The 21110-nt window shown below is 71.4% G+C and carries 22 protein-coding genes; 12 read left to right on the top strand and 10 right to left on the bottom strand.

The features are described from left to right. Positions 1-6: 6 nt before the first annotated feature. Together ACZ67T_RS11210 and ACZ67T_RS11215 are read left to right on the top strand one after the other, a co-directional pair. On the top strand, positions 7-603 hold the full coding sequence (locus ACZ67T_RS11210; RefSeq protein WP_469983211.1) for a hypothetical protein: 597 nt from the start codon (positions 7-9) through the stop codon (positions 601-603). Positions 604-731: 128 nt separating this feature from the next. Continuing rightward, the gene (locus tag ACZ67T_RS11215; RefSeq protein ID WP_100595782.1) at positions 732-1073 is read left to right on the top strand and encodes a DUF2516 family protein; all 342 of its coding nucleotides are present in this window, start codon (positions 732-734) and stop codon (positions 1071-1073) included. Between the two features lie 44 nt (positions 1074-1117). Here the strand turns inward: ACZ67T_RS11215 and ACZ67T_RS11220 are convergent, their stop codons facing one another. From ACZ67T_RS11220 to ACZ67T_RS11230, 3 genes are all read right to left on the bottom strand, one after another. Continuing rightward, on the bottom strand, positions 1118-2455 hold the full coding sequence (locus ACZ67T_RS11220; RefSeq protein WP_469983213.1) for a PP2C family protein-serine/threonine phosphatase: 1338 nt from the start codon (positions 2453-2455) through the stop codon (positions 1118-1120). 274 nt (positions 2456-2729) lie between these two features. Beyond that, entirely contained in the window at positions 2730-3791 is a 1062-nt protein-coding gene (locus tag ACZ67T_RS11225) for a C40 family peptidase (RefSeq protein WP_469983215.1), read from the bottom strand. A gap of 222 nt (positions 3792-4013) precedes the next feature. After that, a complete protein-coding gene (locus ACZ67T_RS11230; RefSeq protein ID WP_469983216.1) occupies positions 4014-4808 on the bottom strand; it encodes a class I SAM-dependent methyltransferase in 795 nt (264 codons plus the stop codon). A gap of 185 nt (positions 4809-4993) precedes the next feature. On the opposite strand from ACZ67T_RS11230, the gene mshA reads away from it, so the two are divergent. Continuing rightward, complete coding sequence (gene mshA, locus ACZ67T_RS11235) at positions 4994-6343, top strand: D-inositol-3-phosphate glycosyltransferase (RefSeq protein ID WP_469983218.1); 1350 nt, start codon at positions 4994-4996, stop codon at positions 6341-6343. A gap of 7 nt (positions 6344-6350) precedes the next feature. Then, complete coding sequence (locus ACZ67T_RS11240; RefSeq protein WP_469983764.1) at positions 6351-6845, top strand: type III secretion system chaperone family protein; 495 nt, start codon at positions 6351-6353, stop codon at positions 6843-6845. Positions 6846-6863: 18 nt separating this feature from the next. Here the strand turns inward: ACZ67T_RS11240 and ACZ67T_RS11245 are convergent, their stop codons facing one another. After that, a complete protein-coding gene (locus ACZ67T_RS11245; protein WP_469983219.1) occupies positions 6864-7034 on the bottom strand; it encodes a hypothetical protein in 171 nt (56 codons plus the stop codon). Here ACZ67T_RS11245 and ACZ67T_RS11250 point away from each other — a divergent pair. Next, positions 7033-8652, top strand: a complete 1620-nt coding sequence (locus tag ACZ67T_RS11250; RefSeq protein WP_469983220.1) for a glycosyl hydrolase family 28-related protein — start codon at positions 7033-7035, stop codon at positions 8650-8652. The genes ACZ67T_RS11245 and ACZ67T_RS11250 overlap by 2 nt on opposite strands. A 17-nt stretch (positions 8653-8669) precedes the next feature. On the opposite strand, the gene ACZ67T_RS11255 is transcribed toward ACZ67T_RS11250, so the two are convergent. Beyond that, positions 8670-9944: an MDR family MFS transporter gene (locus ACZ67T_RS11255; RefSeq protein WP_469983222.1), complete on the bottom strand. Its 1275-nt coding sequence runs from the start codon at positions 9942-9944 to the stop codon at positions 8670-8672. A 198-nt stretch (positions 9945-10142) separates the two neighbouring features. Here ACZ67T_RS11255 and ACZ67T_RS11260 point away from each other — a divergent pair, with 198 nt between their 5' ends. Continuing rightward, positions 10143-10904: a phosphoglyceromutase gene (locus tag ACZ67T_RS11260; protein WP_469983224.1), complete on the top strand. Its 762-nt coding sequence runs from the start codon at positions 10143-10145 to the stop codon at positions 10902-10904. Positions 10905-11124: 220 nt separating this feature from the next. On the opposite strand, the gene ACZ67T_RS11265 is transcribed toward ACZ67T_RS11260, so the two are convergent. From ACZ67T_RS11265 to ACZ67T_RS11280, 4 genes are all read right to left on the bottom strand, one after another. Next, positions 11125-11325, bottom strand: coding sequence for a hypothetical protein (locus ACZ67T_RS11265; protein ID WP_469983226.1), 201 nt, complete (start codon positions 11323-11325; stop codon positions 11125-11127). 245 nt (positions 11326-11570) lie between these two features. Continuing rightward, positions 11571-12854 carry a serine hydrolase domain-containing protein gene (locus tag ACZ67T_RS11270; protein WP_469983228.1) on the bottom strand — a complete coding sequence of 428 codons (1284 nt, stop codon included), beginning with the start codon at positions 12852-12854 and terminating at the stop codon, positions 11571-11573. Between the two features lie 189 nt (positions 12855-13043). Beyond that, positions 13044-13421 carry a hypothetical protein gene (locus ACZ67T_RS11275; RefSeq protein ID WP_469983229.1) on the bottom strand — a complete coding sequence of 126 codons (378 nt, stop codon included), beginning with the start codon at positions 13419-13421 and terminating at the stop codon, positions 13044-13046. A gap of 90 nt (positions 13422-13511) precedes the next feature. Further along, a complete protein-coding gene (locus ACZ67T_RS11280; protein ID WP_469983230.1) occupies positions 13512-14993 on the bottom strand; it encodes a purine-cytosine permease family protein in 1482 nt (493 codons plus the stop codon). 162 nt (positions 14994-15155) lie between these two features. Here ACZ67T_RS11280 and ACZ67T_RS11285 point away from each other — a divergent pair, with 162 nt between their 5' ends. The 6 genes from ACZ67T_RS11285 to ACZ67T_RS11310 all read left to right on the top strand — a co-directional run bounded on the left by ACZ67T_RS11285 (position 15156) and on the right by ACZ67T_RS11310 (position 20443). Next, positions 15156-16064, top strand: a complete 909-nt coding sequence (locus ACZ67T_RS11285; protein ID WP_469983231.1) for a LysR family transcriptional regulator — start codon at positions 15156-15158, stop codon at positions 16062-16064. A 201-nt stretch (positions 16065-16265) separates the two neighbouring features. Next, a complete protein-coding gene (locus tag ACZ67T_RS11290) occupies positions 16266-16727 on the top strand; it encodes a flavin reductase family protein (RefSeq protein ID WP_469983232.1) in 462 nt (153 codons plus the stop codon). Next, on the top strand, positions 16724-18196 hold the full coding sequence (locus ACZ67T_RS11295; RefSeq protein ID WP_469983233.1) for a 4-hydroxyphenylacetate 3-hydroxylase family protein: 1473 nt from the start codon (positions 16724-16726) through the stop codon (positions 18194-18196). The genes ACZ67T_RS11290 and ACZ67T_RS11295 overlap by 4 nt, the downstream gene beginning before the upstream one ends. Further along, entirely contained in the window at positions 18193-18615 is a 423-nt protein-coding gene (locus ACZ67T_RS11300; protein WP_469983235.1) for a RidA family protein, read from the top strand. Before ACZ67T_RS11295 ends, ACZ67T_RS11300 begins: the two co-directional genes overlap by 4 nt. Next, positions 18612-19289 carry a DUF1028 domain-containing protein gene (locus tag ACZ67T_RS11305; RefSeq protein WP_469983236.1) on the top strand — a complete coding sequence of 226 codons (678 nt, stop codon included), beginning with the start codon at positions 18612-18614 and terminating at the stop codon, positions 19287-19289. The genes ACZ67T_RS11300 and ACZ67T_RS11305 overlap by 4 nt, the downstream gene beginning before the upstream one ends. Continuing rightward, positions 19286-20443, top strand: coding sequence for a M20 family metallopeptidase (locus tag ACZ67T_RS11310; protein ID WP_469983237.1), 1158 nt, complete (start codon positions 19286-19288; stop codon positions 20441-20443). The genes ACZ67T_RS11305 and ACZ67T_RS11310 overlap by 4 nt, the downstream gene beginning before the upstream one ends. On the opposite strand, the gene ACZ67T_RS11315 is transcribed toward ACZ67T_RS11310, so the two are convergent. Beyond that, complete coding sequence (locus ACZ67T_RS11315) at positions 20421-21035, bottom strand: TetR/AcrR family transcriptional regulator (protein ID WP_469983239.1); 615 nt, start codon at positions 21033-21035, stop codon at positions 20421-20423. The genes ACZ67T_RS11310 and ACZ67T_RS11315 overlap by 23 nt on opposite strands. Positions 21036-21110 lie beyond the last annotated feature (75 nt).

The following is a 21110-nucleotide window of genomic DNA, read 5'->3' on the forward strand; positions in this document are numbered from 1 at the left end:
CACGCCATGGCCATCACCGACGACCTGCGCAAGACCCTCAGCAACCCGACCCCCCTCTACTTCGCCGCCGGCACGGCCGAGCTCGCCTACCAGCAGGCGAAGAAGGTGCCCGGCATCGTGGAGCAGCTGCGTGCCGAGGCCCCGGCCCGGTTCGAGGCCGTGCGCAACACCGATCCGAAGGACGTTCAGGAGAAGGCGGCCGGCCGCGCCAAGGAGGCCCAGGCGGCCATCCAGGCCAAGGTCAACGAGGTGCTCGGCACCCTCGACACCGACCTGAAGAAGATCGGCGAGACCGCTCAGGACCTCGCGCTGCGCGGTGTCGGCGTCGCCGCCGAGTACGCCGTCAAGGCCCGCGAGACGTACGAGAAGGTCGCCGAGCACGGCGAGGAGACCGTGCGGGCCTGGCGCGGTGAGGCGGCCGACGAGATCCTCGAGGTCGCCGAGGCCGTCGAGCCGGAAGCGGAGCCCGTCGCCGTGGCCGACGAGCCGGGCGCCGCGAAGCCCCAGCAGGCCGACGCGTCCGCCAGGAAGCCGATGGCGCCGAAGAAGGCCCCGGCCAAGAAGACGACGACCGTGAAGAAGACCACGCCTTCCACGAAGTAGCGGCACGGCGGGGTGAGGAAAGCGGTACGGAGCGTACCGGGGGGCGGGCCGGGCACTTACCGAGTGTCCGGCCCGTTCACCGGGTACGGTGACCGCGTAGGACTGATCTGACTCGGGTGGTGGGCGTTGTGCTGATGTCGGCTTTCGGCGGCTTGATGTGGCTGCTCTACACCGCCATGCTCGTGCTCGCGGTGGTTGCTCTGGTGATGGCCGCGTTCTCGCGCGAGGACGCGTTCCGCGCGGCGGACAAGCAGAACAAGATGTTCTGGCTGATCATCCTCGGTATCGCGGTCGCGGTGAATCTCCTGATCCCGATGCTGTTCCTCCAGCTCGCGGGGCTCGTCGCGACGATCGTCTTCTTCGTGGACGTGCGGCCCGCGCTCCAGCAGGTGTCGGGTGGCGGCCGGGGCCGACGCGGCGGCGGCTCCAGCAGCGACGGTCCGTACGGGCCGTACAACGGCGGGCGCTGAGCCCCCCGGCCCCCCGGGGCGCGGTCGGCGCCCCGGTTCAGTGGCTAGTTCCCCCGGTCCAGGAGGACGACGGCCACGTCGTCCGTGAGGTCGCCGCCGTTGAGGTCGCGGGCCTCGTTCACCGTCGCGTCGATGAGTTCCTCGCCGCGCAGTCCCTCCGCCAGCCTGCGGCGCACCATGTCCACCATGCCTTCCTGGCCGAGGCGCTGCCTGCCGTCGCCGACCCGCCCCTCGATCAGGCCGTCCGTGTAGAGCATCAGGCTCCACGCCGGGCCGAGCTCCACGTGGCGGCGCGGCCAGCGGGCGCGCGGCAGCAGACCGAGCGCCGGGCCGTTGTCCTCGTACGGGAGCAGCTCGGCGGTCGGGGTCCCGGGGACGCGGGCGGAGCCGGGGACCCGGGTGTACGTCGGACGGGAGATCAGCGGCGACGGGTGCCCGGCCAGGCACAGGCCCGCGCGGCGGCCGTCGGGGGAGATGTCGACCGTGCACAGCGTCGCGAAGATCTCGTCGTCCGCCCGCTCGTGTTCGAGGACCTGCTGGAGCGTCGAGAGCAGCTCGTCGCCGCACAGGCCGGCGAACGTCAACGCCCGCCAGGCGATGCGCAGTTCGACGCCGAGCGCCGCCTCGTCGGGGCCGTGCCCGCAGACGTCGCCGATCATGGCGTGCACCGTGCCGTCGGGCGTACGGACGGCGTCGTAGAAGTCGCCGCCGAGCAGCGCGCGGGAGCGGCCGGGGCGGTAGCGGGCCGCGAAGCGCAGCGGGGAGCCGTCCAGGAGCGGCGTCGGGAGCAGGCCGCGCTCCAGGCGGGCGTTCTCCTGGGCGCGCAGCCGGGACTCGGCGAGCTTGCGCTGGGCGACGTCGGCGCGCCTGCGCTCGACGGCGTAGCGGACGGCGCGGCCGAGGAGGCGGCCGTCCAGCTCGTCGCGGAACAGATAGTCCTGGGCGCCGACGCGCACGGCCTCGGCGCCGCGCTCCGCGTCGCCGGACGCGGTGAGGGCGAGGACGGCGTGCCGCGGCGCGAGGCGCAGGACGTGCCGGAGTGTCTCCAGCTCGTCGGCGTCCGTGGCCGCGCCGGGCGCGGGCAGGGCGAGGTCGAGCAGGATGCAGTGGACGTCGTCGGTGAGGAGCCGCTCGGCCTCGGTGAGGTTGCGGGCGGTACGGACGCGGATCGGCTTGCCCGCCGAGTCGGTCAGTTCGGGCACGCCGAGGGAGGCGGTGGGGTCGTCCTCGATGACGAGGAGCGTCAGAGGGCCACCTCCGCCGCTCTGGGCACCGGAGGCCGTGGGCTGCCGGGGCAGCGTGACGGGCGGTGTCGGCACAGTCGGAGCCTGACCACCTTCCACGGCCGGGATCGCTCTCTGCCGCGGTACGGGTACGGGCATCGCTCGGTTCCTTCCCTCCCCCCGAGGGCGTGGTGGAGCGAAGGATCGTCGCACCACCGACGGTGGACCTTAGCGGTAGGCGGCCCGGCAACGGAATGGTGAGAGGCAAACCGCCACTGTCATATGCCGCGTCAGCTAACGGAATTGGGCACGCCAAAGGGCCGATCGACCCTTTCGGGGATGACGAAGGTCACGTCGTTTCCCTGCAACCGGGGGCCTCGGAGTGCGGTGGGTCACGTGGCCCAGGTCACGGCAGCCGGCCCCGCGCGGGCCCTTACGCGTCGGGGCGGACGACCCCGAGAATCGTCATCGAGCCGGCGCCCGCGACCGTGACGTTCCGCCCGGGCCGGGGGGCGTGCACGATCGCGCCGTCCCCTATGTACATCCCGACGTGACTGGCGTCGTCGTGGTAAATGATCAGGTCGCCGGGACGCATGTCCTTGATGTCGATGTGCTTGAGCTGCTTCCACTGCTCCTGCGAGGTCCGCGGGATCGGCCGCCCGGCCGCCGACCAGGCCTGCGAGGTCAGCCCCGAGCAGTCGTACGAGCCGGGCCCCTCGGCGCCCCACACGTACGGTTTGCCGAGCTGGCCGGTGGCGAACGCGACCGCCCTCTTGCCCCGCGCCGACGCGCTGCCCTTGATGTCCTTGAGGACCCCCGAGCTGAGCCAGGCCGTCTGCTGCTTGTACTCGGCCTGCTGCTCCAGCTGCTTCAGGCGCTCCCGCTCCTTCTTCTCGAGCTGTGACTCGAGCTTCTCGGCCTCCGCGATCCTGCTCTTGATCCTCTTCTTCGCCCGGGCCTTGTCCACGCGGTTGGCCTCGAGCTTCTTCCAGTTCCGCGTGGCGTCCTGGGCGTACGTCTGCAGGTCCTCCTGCGTCCGGGTCAGCTCGCCCATGAGTCCCTTGGTGGCGTGCTGCCCCTGCCGCATCCGGTCCGCGCCGTCCAGGAACCGCGAGGGGTCGTCCGTGAGCATCAGCTGCGCCTCCGGCGGCATCCCGCCGTCGCGGTACTGCTGGCGGGCCGCGGCGCCCGCGCGGGACTTCAGGCGGTCCAGCTTCTTCTGGCCGGCGACGATGTCCTTGGCCAGCTGGACGATCTGTCCCGACTGCTTGTGGGCCTTCTCCTCGGCCGCGTTGTACGCCTCCGTGGCGACGGCCGCGTCGTGGTAGAGCCCGTCGAGCTTGGCGCGGACCGCCTCGAGGTCCGGGCCTCTGTCCGCCGTCGACGGCGGCGCGGGCCGCGCGGGACTCGCGTACGCGGCGCCCGGCGCCGTCAGTACGGTCAACGCGCTGACCAGTGCAACGGCCGCCATGACTGTCGTGGTCCGCTTGCTCATCGCGCTCCGCCCCCAAGCAGTGAAGACTCACCAGAACTGATTTACCGTCAGTAACTTACGGATGCCCTGGGGATGGTGCCATGGCGGCGCCGAATGTGACAGACCCGGGCAACAACTCCCCATCCGCTCCCGGACCGCCCCCTCAACCCCGTACGCCCCTTCCCGCATCGTCTGACGTACGGACCTGCGAGATCGTTCCCTCCGGCTCCGGGCGGTCCGTCGTCAGCCCCGTGGCGCCAACGCACCCCAGGCGACGGTCACTTCCCCCTGCCGCCACCGCGCGGGCCGGTCGAGCACCGGCCAGTCCGTGCTCAGCGCCCGTGCCGTCCGGATCCAGCGCTGCCGCGCCCCGTACGAGGCGTAGGGGGCGGCCGCCGCCCAGGCGCGGTCGAAGTCGCGCAGGAACGCGTGGACCGGCTCGCCCGGCACATTGCGGTGGATCAGCGCTTTGGGGAGCCGCTCGGCGAGGTCGGAGGGGCGGTCGAGGGAGCCGAGGCGCGTCGCGAAGGTGACCGTGCGCGGGCCCTCCGGCCCGAGCGCCACCCACACGTGGCGGCGGCCGATCTCGTCGCAGGTCCCCTCGACCAGGAGCCCGCCGGGCGCGAGCCGCGCGGTCAGCCGCCGCCAGACCTCGGCGACCTGGTCCTCGTCGTACTGGCGCAGCACGTTCGCGGCCCTGATCAGGAGCGGGTCGTGGGGGAGGGGCACCTCGAAGCCGCCGTGCCGGAAGGTGAGGCCGTCCCGTTCGTAGGGGAGGGCGGCGGCGACCCGCGCGGGCTCGATCTCGATGCCCACCACGCACGCGCGTGGCGCCACGGTGCGCAGCCGCTGGAGCAGTTCGACCGCGGTCCAGGGCGCGGCGCCGTAGCCGAGGTCGACGGCGACGGGGTGGTCGGCGCGGCGCAGGGCGGCGCCGTGCGTGGCCGCGATCCAGCGGTCCATGCGGCGCAGGCGATTGGGGTTGGTGGTCCCGCGTGTGACCGCTCCCACGGGGCGGGACGGGGGGCGCGGGCTCATGGCTACGAGGGTATGCGCCCGGGTCCGCGGTCCCCGGGTTGAGTCCCCGACGGTAATGATTCGGCAAAACGGAAATGGAGCGGAGGGATCCGGTGTTGCAGCCGCTGAAGGAGGGTTCGCGCCCGGGCTCGGTGCCCGCGGTCACGGGCCCCCGAAGCCGTGCCCGCAGCAAGGAGGACCGCCACGTGAGCCAGTACGTGTCCAGGCTCCGCCGTTCCGGGGCCTCGTCCCAGCGGCTCAGGTTCCCCGGCGCGCACCGCAGACCGCGTCGGGTCGCCATGCTGAGCGTGCACACGTCGCCGCTCCACCAGCCCGGCACGGGCGACGCGGGCGGCATGAACGTCTACATCGTCGAGCTCGCCAAGCGCCTCGCCGCGATCAACATCGAGGTCGAGATCTTCACGCGCGCCACGACCGGCGCGCTGCCCCCCGCCGTCGAGCTGTCGCCCGGCGTCCTGGTCCGGCACGTGGACGCGGGCCCGTACGAGGGCCTCGCCAAGGAGGAGCTGCCGGCCCAGCTGTGCGCCTTCACGCACGGCGTGATGCAGGCGTGGGCGGGCCACCGGCCGGGCTACTACGACCTCGTCCACTCGCACTACTGGCTCTCCGGTCACGTCGGCTGGCTGGCTGCCGAGCGCTGGGGCGTCCCCCTCGTGCACGCCATGCACACCATGGCCAAGGTCAAGAACGCCGCGCTCGCCGAGGGCGACACCCCCGAGCCCGCCGCGCGCGTCATCGGCGAGACCCAGATCGTCCGCGCCGCCGACCGCCTCATCGCGAACACCGCGGAGGAGGCCGACGAGCTCGTACGCCACTACGAGGCCGACGCCGGCAAGGTCGCGGTCGTCCACCCCGGCGTGAACCTGGAGCGCTTCTGTCCCGCCGACGGCCGCGCCGCCGCCCGGCACCGCCTCGGCCTGCCCCAGGACGCCCTCATCCCGCTGTTCGCGGGCCGTATCCAGCCCCTGAAGGCCCCGGACATCCTGCTCAAGGCCGTCGCCGTCCTCCTCGACGAGCGGCCCGAGCTGCGCTCGCGGATGGTCGTGCCCGTCGTGGGTGGCCCCAGCGGCAGCGGTCTGGCCAAGCCGGAGGGGCTGCAGAAGCTCGCCGCCAAGCTCGGCATCGCCGACGTCGTCCGCTTCCGCCCGCCGGTCGGGCAGGACCAGCTCGCGGACTGGTTCCGCGCGGCGTCCGTCCTCGTCATGCCGTCGTACAACGAGTCCTTCGGGCTCGTCGCCATAGAGGCGCAGGCGGCCGGTACGCCGGTGATCGCGGCCGCGGTCGGCGGTCTGCCCGTCGCCGTGCGCGACGAGTCGACCGGCTTCCTGGTCCCGGGCCACGACCCGGCGGCGTACGCGCGCCGGCTCGGCGAGTTCGCCGACCGTCCACAGCTTGTGGACAGCATGGGTGCCGCGGCGGCGGCGCACGCGCAGGGCTTCGGCTGGGACACCGCGGCCTCCGCGACGGCCGATGTGTACACGGCGGCCACCTACGAGCACCGCCACCCCCGTCACGTACCCTCGCTGCATGGCTGACAGCACCATGGCCGGCGCGGCGGCGGTCATCGAGCAGGTCCTCACCGAGGCCGAGCTCGAGTGGGAGAGCCCCGAGCCCGGCTCTTCGTACGTCGTGAAGCTGCCCGGGACGCGCAAGCTGTCGACGACGCTCTCGCTGCTCGTCGGCAAGCACTCGCTCTCGCTGAACGCGTTCGTGATCCGGCACCCGGACGAGAACGAGCGGGGCGTCCACCGCTGGCTCCTGGAGCGCAACCTCCGTCTGTACGGCGTGAGTTACGCGGTCGATCAGCTCGGCGACGTCTACCTCACCGGCAAGCTGCCCCTCGCGGCCGTCACCCCGGACGAGGTCGACCGCCTCCTCGGCTCGGTCCTGGAGGCCGCGGACGGCGCGTTCAACACGCTTCTGGAGCTCGGTTTCGCGAGCGCGATCCGCCGCGAGTACGCCTGGCGGGTGTCGCGCGGGGAGTCCACGCGCAACCTCGACGCGTTCACGAATCTGACCCAGCGCCCCACCAAGTAGCCCTTCCCTCCCGCCCGTTCACTGCTGCACGCCCCCTTCCGTCACGGGGGTCGCCGTGGCATGCTCACGGCCGACGCAGACATGAACGACGTTCACATAGTTGAACGTATGGAATGTGTGGAGGGTGGCGGCGGTGGAGAACCTCGGCAGACGCGGGTTGTTGGGCAGCGCGATCGCGGTGGCGGCCATGACGGCGACGGGGACCGGCGCGCGGGCCGCCACGGCCCGGTCCGGTGAAGTGCCGTCCGTCTGGGGCGAGTTCACCCGCACCCCCTATACGCACCCGCAGATCCCCTACGTCGGACGGGCCGGATACCGCGGGGGCCGGCAAGGCTTCGCCCGCCCCCGCGTCGTCGCCGACGTCGTACGCGACTACGGCGCCCTGCCCGACGGCTCGGCCGACGCCGCCCCCGCGATCAACCGTGCCCTCGCCGACGCCGGACGGGCCGGCGGGGGCACGGTCCACCTGCCCCCGGGCACGTACCGCATCGACGACCTCATCCGCATCGGCCACAGCGGCGTCGTCCTGCGCGGCGCGGGCAGCACCCGCACCAAGCTGTACGCGACCCGCAGCCTCACCGAGCTCATCGGCGTCTACGGCTCCCGCTACGGCGGCGACAAGTCCAGCTGGTCCTGGGCGGGCGGCCTGGTCTGGCTCTGCCCGGAGGACCGCTTCCGCACCCTGACCGACGCGATCAGGGCGAAGGCCTGGCCCTTCGAGGGCTGGACGGGCAACAAGCGCGACGAGTGGGACACACTGACGGCGGTCGAACCGGCCACCCGAGGCTCCTGGTCGGTGACGGTCGCCGACGCGTCCCGCCTCTCCCGCGGCGACCTGGTCCTCCTGCGCCTCGCCGACGACTCCGGGCACACCCTCCTCGAACACATGGCGGGCGGCGGCCCTGGCCCCGAGGCGTACTTCTGGGACGACAAGACCAAGCTGACCTCGTACGTCCCCTACGAATGGCCCGTACGGATCGAGTCCGTGCACGGCCGCCGCGTCACCTTCGAACGCCCGCTCCCCCTTGACGTGCGCCCGGAGTGGGACCCGCGGCTGACCACGCACGTCGGCGCCCTGACCGGCTCGGGCGTCGAGGCGCTGACCCTCGAAGCGGTCGAGACCCCGCAGTCCCAGCACCTCCTGGACAAGGGCTACAACGGCGTCGCGTTCCAGTGCGCGTACGACTGCTGGGCCGACGACGTCACCGTCCGCCACGTCGACAACGGCTTCGGCCTGGTCGCCGCGTCCGCCTGCACCCTGCGCCGCACCCGCGTCGCGGGCCGCGGCTCGCACCACCCGTACTTCTGCCGCGAGGGCTCCCACGACAACCTCGTCGAGTCGTTCACGATCGAGCAGCGCACCGTCCCCGCCCCCGCGGGCACACAGCTGCACGGCATCAACGTCGAGGGCCTGTCGTCGTACAACGTGTGGTCGCGCGGCGAGATGGAGATGGGCACGTTCGACTCGCACCGCGGCATGCCGTTCGCGAACGTGCGCACGGACATCACGGTGAACAACAACGGCCGCCACGGAGGGGACGCCTCGGCGGGACCGCTCTTCGGCGCGCGCTTCACGCACTGGAACATCCGCGTCACGAACCAGCGCGCCGGTCTGATGCGCCTCGACGGACTCGCGCCGTACAGCGCGACCGTCGCCGTCAACACCGTCCGCGAGTTCGACCAGATCGATGTCCCGGACTTCACCGGCGACCTGCACGCGCGGCTGGAGCTGTACGGCGACGGGGTGTCGGACACGGTCCGGCCGCGGAACCTGTACGACGCACAGCGGTCGTCGGTCGGGCGGTGAGCGTCGGGCGGTGAGTGTCAGGCGGTGAGCTCGGGCTCGGTCCGGGTCTTCTCGGGGCTGGGGACGGGTGCGACGGGGTGTTCCTCCGGGGGCAGCCCTCGCATCAGGATCCAGTACCCGGCCGCCGCGACCGTCCCGATCACCGCGCAGCCCGCCCACAGCCACCCCGCGCCGAACCGGTCGATCGTCACGCCCGACGCGAGCGGCGCGACCAGGGCCGCCACCGACCACGACATGGAGTACATGCCCTGGTAGCGGCCGCGTCCGTGGGTCGGGGCGAGCCGCGCCACGAGACCGGACTGGGTGGGGGCGTTGACCATCTCGCCGAGGGTCCACACGACCACGATCAGGGCGTACGCGGCCATCGACCCGGCGAACGCGGTGAGCGCGAAGCCGTAGCCGATGAGGAGCGAGGAGACCGTCAGGAGCCGGCCCGCGTCGCGCTTCTCGATGAAGCGGGTGAGTGGGATCTGCAGCGCCACGATCACGATGCCGTTGACGGCGGCGACGAGCCCGACGTCCGAACTGCTCAGCCCCGCCTGCCCCATGACGATGGGCAGGCCGGACGAGGACTGCGTGAAGACGACGGAGATGAGGAACGAGAGGCCGACCATGAGCATGTACCGGCCGTCGCGCAGGACGGTCAGCATCGTCACGTCGGCGACGGGCGTCGCGTCGGCCTTCGGCGCGGCGCGCTCGGGCCGCGACTCGGGCACCTTCACGAACACCAGGACCGCGCAGGCCAGCGTCATCGCGGCCTCGAGGAGGAAGCCGGCGGTGTAGCTGGCGGCGACGAGGAAACCGGCGTAGACGGAGGAGACGGCGAAGCCGAGGTTGATGGCCCAGTAGTTGAGGGAGAACGCCCGCACGCGGTCCTTCGGCGCGACGAGGTCGGCCATCATCGCCTGCACGGCTGGCCGCGACGCGTTCGAGGCGACACCGAGCAGGAAGCCGGTCACCGCGATCCCGGCGGGGTCGCGCACGAAGGCGAGGACGGCGACGGTCGCGGCGGTCGCGAGCTGTGCCGTCAGGAGGGTGGGCCGCCGCCCGATCCGGTCCGCGAGCACCCCGCCGACCACCGACGCGATCATTCCGCCGAGCCCGATGAGCGCGGCGACGAGGCCCGCGAACGACGCGGAGAAGTGGCGCTCGGTGGTCAGGTACAGCGCCATGAACGTGAGGACGAAGCCGCCCAGGCGGTTGATCAGGGTGCTGGTCCACAGCCACCAGAACTGGCGCGGCAGACCGGACACACTCTCGTGTGCGGCCCGTCTGAGAGCGGTGACGGACATCGGAACGGGTCCCCCTGGGAGTGCTGGTAAGCGGCGCGGCTGGTGTACGAAACTTACGGGGCAGGGGGCCGGGGGAGCCACTCAATTGACGCCGGGCGTCAATCGGCGGCGGGCCCCGTATCCGTGCCGCCGGACCCGTACCGTCCGGCCCGTGGCCGGGGGCGCGGGGCGCCGGAGGCTTGGATTAGGCTCGGAGCCATGGCCGACGCACCGTACAAGCTGATCCTCCTCCGCCACGGCGAGAGCGAATGGAACGCGAAGAACCTGTTCACCGGTTGGGTGGACGTCAATCTCAACGAGAAGGGCGAGAAGGAGGCAGTCCGCGGCGGTGAGCTGCTCAAGGACGCAGGCCTGCTCCCCGATGTCGTACACACCTCGCTCCAGAAGCGCGCGATCCGCACGGCGCAGCTGTCGCTGGAGGCCGCGGACCGCCACTGGATCCCCGTCCACCGCTCGTGGCGCCTGAACGAGCGGCACTACGGTGCGCTCCAGGGCAAGGACAAGGCGCAGACGCTGGCCGAGTTCGGCGAGGAGCAGTTCATGCTCTGGCGCCGCTCGTACGACACCCCGCCGCCGCCGCTGGCCCGCGACGCGGAGTACTCCCAGTTCAACGACGCCCGCTACGCGGCCCTCCCGCCGGAGCTGCGCCCGCAGACGGAGTGCCTCAAGGACGTCGTCGTCCGCATGCTCCCCTACTGGTTCGACGACATCGTCCCGGACCTCCTGGACGGCAAGACGGTCCTGGTCGCGGCCCACGGCAACAGCCTGCGCGCCCTCGTCAAGCACCTCGACGGCATCTCCGACGCCGACATCGCGGGCCTGAACATCCCGACGGGCATCCCGCTGTCCTACGAACTCGACGCGGACTTCAAGCCCCTGAAGGCGGGCGGCACGTACCTGGACCCGGACGCGGCCGCGGCGGCGATCGAGGCGGTCAAGAACCAGGGTAAGAAGAAGTAGCTTTCACGATCATGCCTCCCGCCTGCGCATATGGCGCGGGTGGGAGGCATTTTCATGGGCTGGGACCTCTTTGGAACCCCAGCGCGGCGGGTTGCGGGTCCTGCGGCCTGAGCGCCTCCCCCTTGGCAGCTCGCTGCGCTCGCGCGCGACGGAGTTCGGGAGCGCCCCGCGGCGCGTGGCTGCGGGGCACCTTGTGGGGTTCAGGGGCGCCTTGCGGGGTTCAGTCGACCGTCTCCCCGTCGTGCATACCGCCCTTGCAGAGGTTGTCCGTCAGATCGGCCGTTCCGCCGCCCTGCTTGCACTCAGAAGGGGTGACGGCGGATGGGGCGCCCTGTGCGATGGCGCTGGCTGCGCCTGTGAGGCCGAGTCCGGCGAGGGCTGCCGTGGCGATGACGGCGGCGAGGATTCGTCGAATGCGCATTTGTTTCCCCTTTCACGGATTTCCTCGGGGGGCACTGTCAGCTTGCACCCATGTGGGTGGCACGTCATGTTGGGCCATTCGGGTGGCGGTGCTGTCGGGTGCGGGTCGGTGACGCGACCCCTCGGACAGGCCCTGGAACGAAGAGGCCGACCAGTGTTGACCTGCAAAAACGCGCCCTTGGTGACGGAGAGTGGCCGGACGTCGGCGGACGCTGCACATTCTGTTTGCGTCCGCAGGACAGTCCGTCACTGCGCCGCCGGCTGTGCCGGGAGGTTGAAGATGTTGGACGGCGAGATGATCTCGGTGATCGCCTGGCCGACGAGGGTGCTCGGCTCCGAGTTGTCGTGGTCGATGTCCGTGTTCAGGACCACCACGAGGGTCGCCTTGGCCGACGGCAGGTAGACCGTCAGGGACTCGTAGCCCGGCAGGGAGCCGTTGTGGCCTATCCAGCCCTGGACGTTGAAGATGCCGAGGCCGTAGCCCGCGCCCGGGATCGTGGTCTTCGGGGTGATGAGGCGCTGCTTCTGCGCGGCGGGGCTGATCATCGCGTCACCATTGGGGAACGTGCCCGTGGCGACCGTCGGTGCCCAGATCCGCAGGTCGTCGAGGGTGGAGATCATCGCGCCTGCCGCCCAGCCCCAGGACGGGTTCCAGTCGACCGTGTCCTCGACCTTCCCGCTCGCGGTCTGGTTCGTGTAGCCCTGCGAGCGCGGCTCCGGGAACTCGTTGCCGGTCGGGAACAGCGTCTGCTTCATGCCGGCCGGGGTGAGGATGTTGTCCTGGATGTAGTCATGGAGCGGCCGGCCGCTCTCCTTCTCGACCACGAGGCCGAGCAGGATGAGGTTGGTGTTGCTGTAGTAGAACTGCTTGCCCGGCTCGAACAGCACGGGGTGCTTGAACGCGTAGTCGAGGAGTTGCTGCGGGGTGAACGGCCGCTCCGGATTCGACGTCAGCGCCTTGTAGAAGCCGTCGTCCTCCGAGTAGTTGAAGAGTCCGCTGCGCATCTCGGCGAGCTGACGGATCGTGATCTTGTCGCCGTTGGGGACGCCGTCGATGTACTTGCCGATCGGATCGTCGAGGCCGACCTTCTTCTCGTCGACCAGTTGCAGTATCGACGTGACGGTGAACGTCTTGGTCTCGCTGCCGATACGCATGTGCAGGTCGGGCGACATCTTCTGGCCGGTGCTCTTGTCCGCGACACCCAAGGACTTCACGTACTCGCCCTTGTCCGGCGTCCACACGCCGAAGGTCACACCCGGCACGTTCGCCTCACGCATGACCTTCCGCACGGCGGTGTCGAGCTCCCTCTCCACGGCGGGAGTGAGGTTCTGGACCTGCCCCGGAGCGGTCGACGCGGAATCGGACGGGGAGGGCGGGTCGGCGGCGCGGATGACGGAGGCGGAGCTGGAGCCGGCGGAAACGGAGGCCGGCGTGGCGAACGCGGACCCACCCGCTATCGGCACCGCGAGCGTCACCACCGCTACGACGGTCACAGCCCCCCTGCGCAACCCCCGGGTCGAATGCGTCATGAGCCGACTCCAACCCACGTGAGGAAGAACCCGCAGGACGAACCCAGACCCATCGTAGGGCGGGGCCCCATGCACCGCCTCTCCAGTCACCACAGCCCCTGTAGTCACTGGGATCAGCGCCTCGTCAGCGGCCCCCGTTCAACGCCACCACCGTGCGGCGCGAAATGCCGCTCGGCGGACCCGGCCCCGTCAGTCGACCCCACGCAGATAGACCTGGCTGGTCTGCGCATCGAGGGAATGCACGGTCACCTCAAGGGAGTTCAGCTCGCCGGCGCAGGGCGCGCACACGGGTCCGTTGCGGACGTCGGCAAGCGTCTCCGGCTCCTTGAGCCCGAGGTGCGCGAACGGCGTCATGGGCTTCGCCGACTGCTGCAAGGGCTCGGCGCGGTGGGTGAGTTCCTGCTCGGGGGCGAGCCGCTTCACAAACGCGTCCACACGCGCTGTCAGCACAGTAAAGGCCAGAAGAAGACCATCGTCCTGGAACCCGTTCTGGTACGCGGCGCGGCGGTCCTCGGCCTCGGCGGGGATCCGCACGTGCATCAGCTCACCGATCGCTGCGGGGGTCACTCCCGCCTTCCAAGCCGGCACCTGTCCGCGCGTATCCGCGTCCGCGTCACGTCCGGTGCCGTTCGTGGTGCGCCGCCGGGCAAGCCGCCGTCACGCCGTCGCCGAAGCCGACTCCGATGCCACCCCCGTCTGCGAGGCCGACCCCGTCTCCGCCTCCGTCACATCGCTCCCGCCCCGCAGCGCCACCCTCCGCGCCCACACGTAGTACACCGGCGCCGTCACGACCAGTCCCACGAGCCACGACAGGTCCGCGCCGCCGAGGGGTGCCACCAGCGGGCCCGTGTACAGCGACGTGGCGACGAAGGGGAGTTGGACCGCGATGCCGATCGCGTACGACGTCAGGGCCACCGGGTTGAAGCGGCCGTAGCGTCCGCCGTCGGGAGCGAAGAGGTCGCCGAGTGCGTAGCGCCCGCGGTGGACGAGGTAGAAGTCGATCAGGTTGATCGCCGTCCAGGGGACGAGGACGACGAGCAGGACCAGTACGAGGTTCACGAAGCTGGAGACGAAGTCGCTGGACAGGGCCGTCGCGATGATCAGCGCGGCCGCGAGGACCACCGCGGAGACGGTGCCGCGTGCCCTGTGGCGCGGGGTCCACGCGGGGCGGAACGTCTGGCAGATGGTGATCAGCGACAGCACCGCGCCGTAGAGGTTGAGCGCGTTGTGGTTGACGACCGAGAAGAGGAACAGGAGCAGCACGACCGGGCCGAAGGCGCCCGCCGCGCTGTCGAAGCCCGCCACCGTGTCGTCCGTGCCGGGCGACGCGAGGCCGATCACCGTGCCGGCGAGGAACGGCAGCGTCGAGCCGAGACACGAACCCCAGTACGTGGCCCAGAAGGTCGACGCCGTACGGACGGTGCGCGGCAGGTAGCGGGAGTAGTCGGAGACGTACGGGGCGAAGGCCAGCTGCCACAGGGCGCTCAGGGACACCGTCGCGAGCCAGCCCGCGAACGTGAAGGAGCCCGCCGAGAAGAAGCCGTCGGGCAGGCCGCGCCCGACCACCACGGCGAGGCCGACCAGGATGCCCGCACCGAGCACCCACGTCGCGATCTTGTTGAGGGTGTGGATGAGGCGGTAGCCGACCCAGCAGATCAGGGCCGAGCCGAGAGCCCCGAGCGCGATGCCCGCGTCGACCGGCACCGCGGGCGCGAGGCCGTGCAGGGACTTGCCCGCCAGGATGATGTTCGAGGCGAAGAAGCCGATGTACATCGCCGCCGCCACGACCACGATCAGCAGGGCGCCCACGCTGCCGAACTGCGCCCGGCTCTGGATCATCTGCGGGACGCCGAGCTGCGGGCCCTGTGCCGAGTGCAGCGCCATGAAGACGGCGCCGACGAGCTGGCCGACCAGGATCGCGAGGACGCCGGACCAGAACGACTGGTGGAACACCTGGACGCCCATGGCGCCGGTGACCAGCGGCAACGGCGCGATGTTCGTGCCGAACCACATCGTGAACAGGTCACGGACGCGGCCGTGGCGCTCGTTCTCGGGGACGTGGTCGATGGTGTGCTGCTCCACCGAGGGAGATGCGGACGCGGAAGCGGAAGCTGCAGGGGACGGGGACGGGTCTGGCATGTGGGACTCCCTGTCTGAGCGGGGCGGGGGGAGTACGGGGGGCGGTGTCGGTCGGGGGAGTCTCGCGACGGTTTCAGTCAACGGTCAAACATCGATTTCCCGGGAGTTACATCTGATTTCGAGATGCAGACAGCTCGCGGGCGCCCGGGGCACAATCCCGCCATGGCCAAGGACGCGAACTTCACCCTCGTGCAGCTGCGGTACTTCCTCGCCGCGGCCGAGCTCGGCAGCATGACCGCCGCCGCGCACCGCATCAACGTCTCGCAGTCCGCGGTCTCCACCGCCGTGCACCACCTGGAGCGCGAGCTCGGCGTGCAGCTCCTGATCCGCCGGCACGCGAAGGGCCTGGAGCTGACGGCGGCGGGGGAGCGGTTCCTGCACGAGCTGCGCGGCTTCCTCACGCACGCCGACGAGCTGGCCGAGTCGGCCAGGAGCCTGGGCGCCGACCTCGTGGGCGAGCTGGCCGTGGGCTGCTTCCAGACCCTCGCCCCGTTCTATCTGCCCCGCCTGCTGCGGGAGTTCGGCGAGCGCCAGCCCGCCGTACGCGTCGAGGTCGTCGAGGGCGACATCCCGGCCGTGCAGGAGAGCCTGCGCACGGGCGCCTGCGAACTGGCGCTGCTCTACGACATGGATCTCGACGCCGACATCGAGTGCGAGGTCCTCGCGATGGCCCCGCCCTACGCCCTCGTCCCCGAGGGGCACCGGCTCGCGGGCGGTGGCCGGGCCCGGCTCGCCGACCTCGCGGACGAGCCGATGATCCTGCTCGACCTGCCCGCGAGCCGCGACTACTTCCGCTCCGTCGCGGCCAAGGCCGGCGTCGAACCGCGCATCAGCCACCGCACCCGTAGCTACGAGACCGTGCGCGCCCTGGTCGCGGCCGGATACGGCTGGTCGCTGCTCAATCAGAGGCCCGCGCACGACCGCACATACGACGGGTCGAGCGTCGTCGCGCTGCCGCTCGCCGACTCCCTGCCCGCGCTCCCCGTCGTCCTGGCGAAGCTGCGCGGGGTCCGGCTGACAGGCCGCGCGCAGGCGTTCGCGACGGCCTGCAGGGAGGCTCTGCGCGCCTGAACGAGCAGCTCAGGCCCGAGCATCTCCAAAACAAATGCAATAGCGCTAAAAGATCTGTTGTACGGATGCAGGTCCCGGCTCCCATAGTGGTCCCACCACAGCCCACTCGCTCCGAGGGAGGCCGCTCGTGACCATTGCTCCGGACCAACTCCTCACATCCCGCCAGGACTTCGTGGCCGCGATGGGAACGCCGCGACGGGCGTGACCGTTGTCTCCACCGAAGGACCGGCCGGTCGCTTCGCCCAGACCGTCTCCGCCATGTGCTCCGTCTCCGCCGACCCGCCCTCGCTGCTGGTGTGTGTGAACGAGCGGAGCCCCCTCGCCGCGGCCGCCGTGCGCAACGGCGTCATCGCCGTGAGCGTCCTCGCCGCCGGCCAGGCCCACGTCTCGGACGTGTTCGCGGGCCGCCCCGCCCACGGCAGCGGCCCGTACGACTTCGACAGCGCCGAGTGGGACGTGCTCGCCACCGGCGCCCCCGTCCTGCGCGGCGCCGCCGCCGCCTTCGACTGCCGGCTGGCCGACTCCGTGACGCAGGGCACACACCAGGTCCTGTTCGGCGCGGTCGTCGCCTCCGCGGTGTCCGGCGCGCACCCCCTCGTCCACCACGCCCGTACGTATGCCACCCCGAGCCCCCTCAACTCCCTCAAGGAGCACGGCGCATGATCCGCACCGGAGACCAGTACCGCGAGTCGATCCGCGACGGCCGCGACGTATGGATGAACGGCGAGAAGGTCACCGACGTGACCACGCACCCCGCGTTCAAGCCGCTGGTCGACATACGCGCCCGGATCTACGACATGGCGCACGACCCGGCGACCCGGGACTCCATGACGTACCGGGACGAGTCGACCGGCGAGGTCAACGCGATCCAGCAGAAGCCGCCGCGCACCCGCGAGGACTGGGACGCGAAGCGGGCGGCGACGGACGCCGTGCTGAGCGACGTCGGCGGCGTCGTGACCCGTGTCGGTGACGAGACGATCGGTGAGGTCTGGTCGCTCATCGACGGCCAGGACGTCCTCAACGCGATCAACCCCGCGTACGCGGAGAACGTCAAGCGGCACATCGACCACGCGCTGTACGCCGACCCCTTCCACGTCTCGGCGAACACCGACCCGAAGGGCGACCGCTCCAAGCGCCCCCAGGACCAGGACCCGGACATGCTCCTGCACGTCGTGCGGGAGACGGACAGCGGCATCGTCGTGCGCGGCGCCAAGTACGAGACGGCCGCCGCCTACTCGAACCAGGCGTTCACGAAGCCGACGATCGCGAACTGGGGCGACTCCGAACTCTCCGACTACGCCCTCGGGTTCATCGCCGACATGGGATCGCCCGGCCTGAAGTACATCTGCCGTACGGGCTTCGCCGGTACGAAGCCGCCCGCCGACTACCCGGTCTCCAGCCGCTTCGACGAGGTCGACACCCTGGTCGTCTTCGACGACGTCGAGATCCCCTGGGAGAACGTCCTCTTCTACCGGGACACCAAGGCCGCGACCTTCATCCGCGCCACGCTCCACCGCTACAGCGCGTTCGCGTTCACGCAGCGCAACCTGCGGCTCGCGGACCTGATGATCGGCGCCGCCCTGTGGAACGTGAAGCAGACCGGCCTGGAGAAGCAGCAGGCCGTGCAGGAGAAGCTCGCGACGCTGGCCTGCTACCGCGAGGGCATCAACGCGCACCTGACCGCGTCCATCGCGATGGCGGAGCCCAGCCCCGGCGGGCTCCTCATGCCGAACCAGTCGCTGCTGTACACCGGCCGCGTCCTGGCCTGCTCGCAGCTGCACGAGATGATGCACATCGCGCGCGAGCTGTGCGGCGGCCAGATCTGCATCACGCCCGACAAGGCGTCCTTCGACCACCCGGACACCAAGCCGTGGCTCGACAAGTTCTACTCGATCAACGAGCACTGGGTCGCCGAGGACCGCCGCAAGCTCCTCGCGTACGCCCGTGACCTGCTCAACTCGGACTACGCGGGCCACCGTCTGACGTTCCAGCTGTTCGCGCAGTCCCCGCCGTTCGCGCACCTTGGCGCGGTGTACCGCAACTTCGACTGGGAGGGCCCGCTCGACCTGGTGAAGGACGCGGCCGGGCTCAGCGACAACGTCCTCGGCACGCTCGGGAGGAAGACCAAGTGACGACCCACCGGCGCGTCCGCCCCTTCAACACGGCGGACACCTATCCCGAGCAGGACCTGTCCAACGACCTCGCGCAGGCGGTCGTCGCCGACGGCACCGTCTATCTGCGCGGTCAGATCGGCCAGGATCTCGACACGCGCGAGAACGTGGGCGTCGGGGACGTCGCCGCCCAGGCCGAGAAGGCCATGGCGAACATCGCGATGCTCCTGGAGGAGTCCGGCAGCCGCCTGGGCGACATCGTCAAGATCACCGTCTATCTGACGGACATCCGCTTCCGCGAGCCCGTCTACCGCGTCATGGGCCGCTGGCTCAAGGGCGTCCACTACGTCTCCACGGGCCTGGTCGTGTCGGCGCTGGCCCGTCCGGAGTGGCTCGTCGAGATCGACGCGACGGCCGTCATCCCGAAGGAGCGCCGATGACGTTCTCGATCGCCGCGCGGTGTCCGCGCACGGGCCGGTTCGGGGTGGCCGTCACCTCGTCCTCGCCGGCCGTCGCCGCGCGCTGCGCGCACGTACGGCCCGGGGTGGGCGCGGTCTGCTCCCAGAACGTCACCGACCCGCGCCTGGGCACCCGCCTGCTCGACCTCCTGGAATCCGGGGTGCCCGCGAAGACGGCCGTACGCGAGGCGGCCGCCCAACCCCACGCCGAATGGCGGCAGTTGACGGTCGTCGGCGCCTTCGGTCCCGGCGCGGTCTTCTCGGGCGCGCGGACCCTCGGCACGTACGCGGAGGCGGTCGGCCCCGACGCCGTGGCCGCGGGGAACCTCCTGTCGGGCCCCGGGGTCCCCCGGGCGGTACTCGACGCGTTCACGGCCGCGGACCCCGAGGCTCCGCTGGCCCGCCGTCTCGTCGACGCGCTGACCGCGGGCGCGGCGGCGGGCGGCGAGGCGGGCCCCGTCCACTCGGCCGGGCTCCTCGTCGTCGACGCACAGCAGTGGCCGGTGACGGACCTGCGCGTCGACTGGACCGAGGGCGATCCGATCGCGGAGCTCGCGGACCTGTGGAAACGGTGGGAGCCCCAGGAGGAGGCGTATGTCCAACGGGCGCTCGCCCCGGACGCGGCGCCGAACTACGGCGTGCCGGGGGACGAGTGAGGCCCGTGCGCGAGGCGGTCGCGAAGGCGGCGCCCGAACTCCTCGCCCTGAGCCGTCGCATCCACGCGAACCCCGAGGTGGCGTGGGAGGAGGAGAAGGCGGCACGCTGGACCGCGTACGCGCTCAACGATCTCGGCTACGACGTCGTGACCGGCACCGCGGGCCTGCCCACCGCCTTCACCGCCACTGTCGGCAGCGGCCCGCTCCACCTCGCGATCTGCGCCGAGTACGACGCGCTGCCCGGCCTCGGCCACGCCTGCGGGCACAACGTCATCGCGGCGGCCGCGGTGGGCGCCGCGGCCGGACTGGCGCCGGTGGCGGACGAGCTGGGCCTCAAGGTCACCGTCTTCGGCACCCCGGCCGAGGAGGGCGGCGGAGGCAAGATCCTCATGCTGGAGCGCGGCGCCTTCGACGGGGTGCACGCGGCGATGATGGTGCACCCCGGGCCCGCGGACGTCGCCGAGGCCGACCCGTACGCGGTCGCGCACCTCAAGGTCCGCTACCACGGCAAGGCGGCACATGCGGCGGCCTACCCGGAGCGGGGCCGCAACGCGGCGGACGCGTTCACGGTCGCCCAGGTCGCCATCGGACTCCTGCGCCAGCAGCTCCCCTCCACGACGCGCGTGCACGGCATGGTGACGCGCGGCGGGGAGGCCCCGAACGCGATCCCGGAGCTGACCGAGGGCCGCTGGTACGTGCGCGCGGGCAGCCTCGAGGAACTGTCCGCGCTCCAGCCACGCGTCGAGAGGTGCTTCGAGGCCGGCGCCCTGGCCTCGGCCTGCGACCTCGAAATAGAGCCGGAGTCCCGCCCGTACTCGGAGTTCCGCAACGACGCCGCGATGCTGGCTCTCTACCGCCGGGCGGCCACCTCCCTCGGCCGTACGTTCGACAGCTCCGGATCCCCGGCGGCCCGGATGAACCGCGCCTCCACGGACATGGGCAACGTCTCCCGCGTCCTGCCCGCCATCCACCCCTACCTGGGCATCGGCTCGCTGCCCGCGGTCAACCACCAGAAGGAGTTCGCGGCGGCGTGCGTCACCCCGGAAGCGGACCGGGCGGTCCTCGACGGCGCGCTCGGCATGGCGCTCACCGCGGTGGCCCTCGCGGGCGACGACGGCGAGAGGGCCCGGCTCACAGCTCCGGGCAGCCGGTGACCGTCCGCGCGTAGCCGAGGAGCAGGCGCCGGGCGACATCCGGCGTCAGCTCGGCGTTGCGGCTGACGATGTGCAGCCCGTAGCCGTCCTCCAGCGCGACGAGGTTGCGCGCGAGGTCGGCGACGGGCTCCGCGAGTGTGAACTCCCCGACTGCCGCGCCGACTTCGAGCACCGTCGCGTACAGGGCGACCTCGCGCGCGAAGAGCGACGCCATCAAAGTCGCGTGCCCGGAGCTGCGGTCGGCGCGCCGGTGCAGCTCGAAGAGCAGTCCGTGCACGGCGTCCCCCGAGCCGCCCGGCAGCCCGCTCCCCACGAGGGCCCGCAGCCGTGCGGCGGCCCCGGCCGCCCCGTCCACGGCCCCCTGCCGGGCGGCGAGATAGCGCTCCACGGCGCCCCGGTGCACCTCCAGGACCAGCTCGCCCATCTCCGGGTAGTAGTACAGAACGGACCCCGCCGACATCCCCGCCTCGGCGGCGATGTCCTTGATGCGCAGACCCTCCAGGCCCCGCTCGGCGATGGCGCGCCCCGCCGCGTCGACGAGGGCCTCGCGGCGCGCCGTCTGGTTCTTCGGTCTCCCAGGCTTGTTCCCCATGGGTTAATTCTCTGTTACCCGGTTCAAATAAATCAAGTTCCTTGCGCCCAGGGCATTGACGACCCGGTGCCCCAT

This window comes from Streptomyces sp. NPDC107517 (assembly GCF_055582645.1).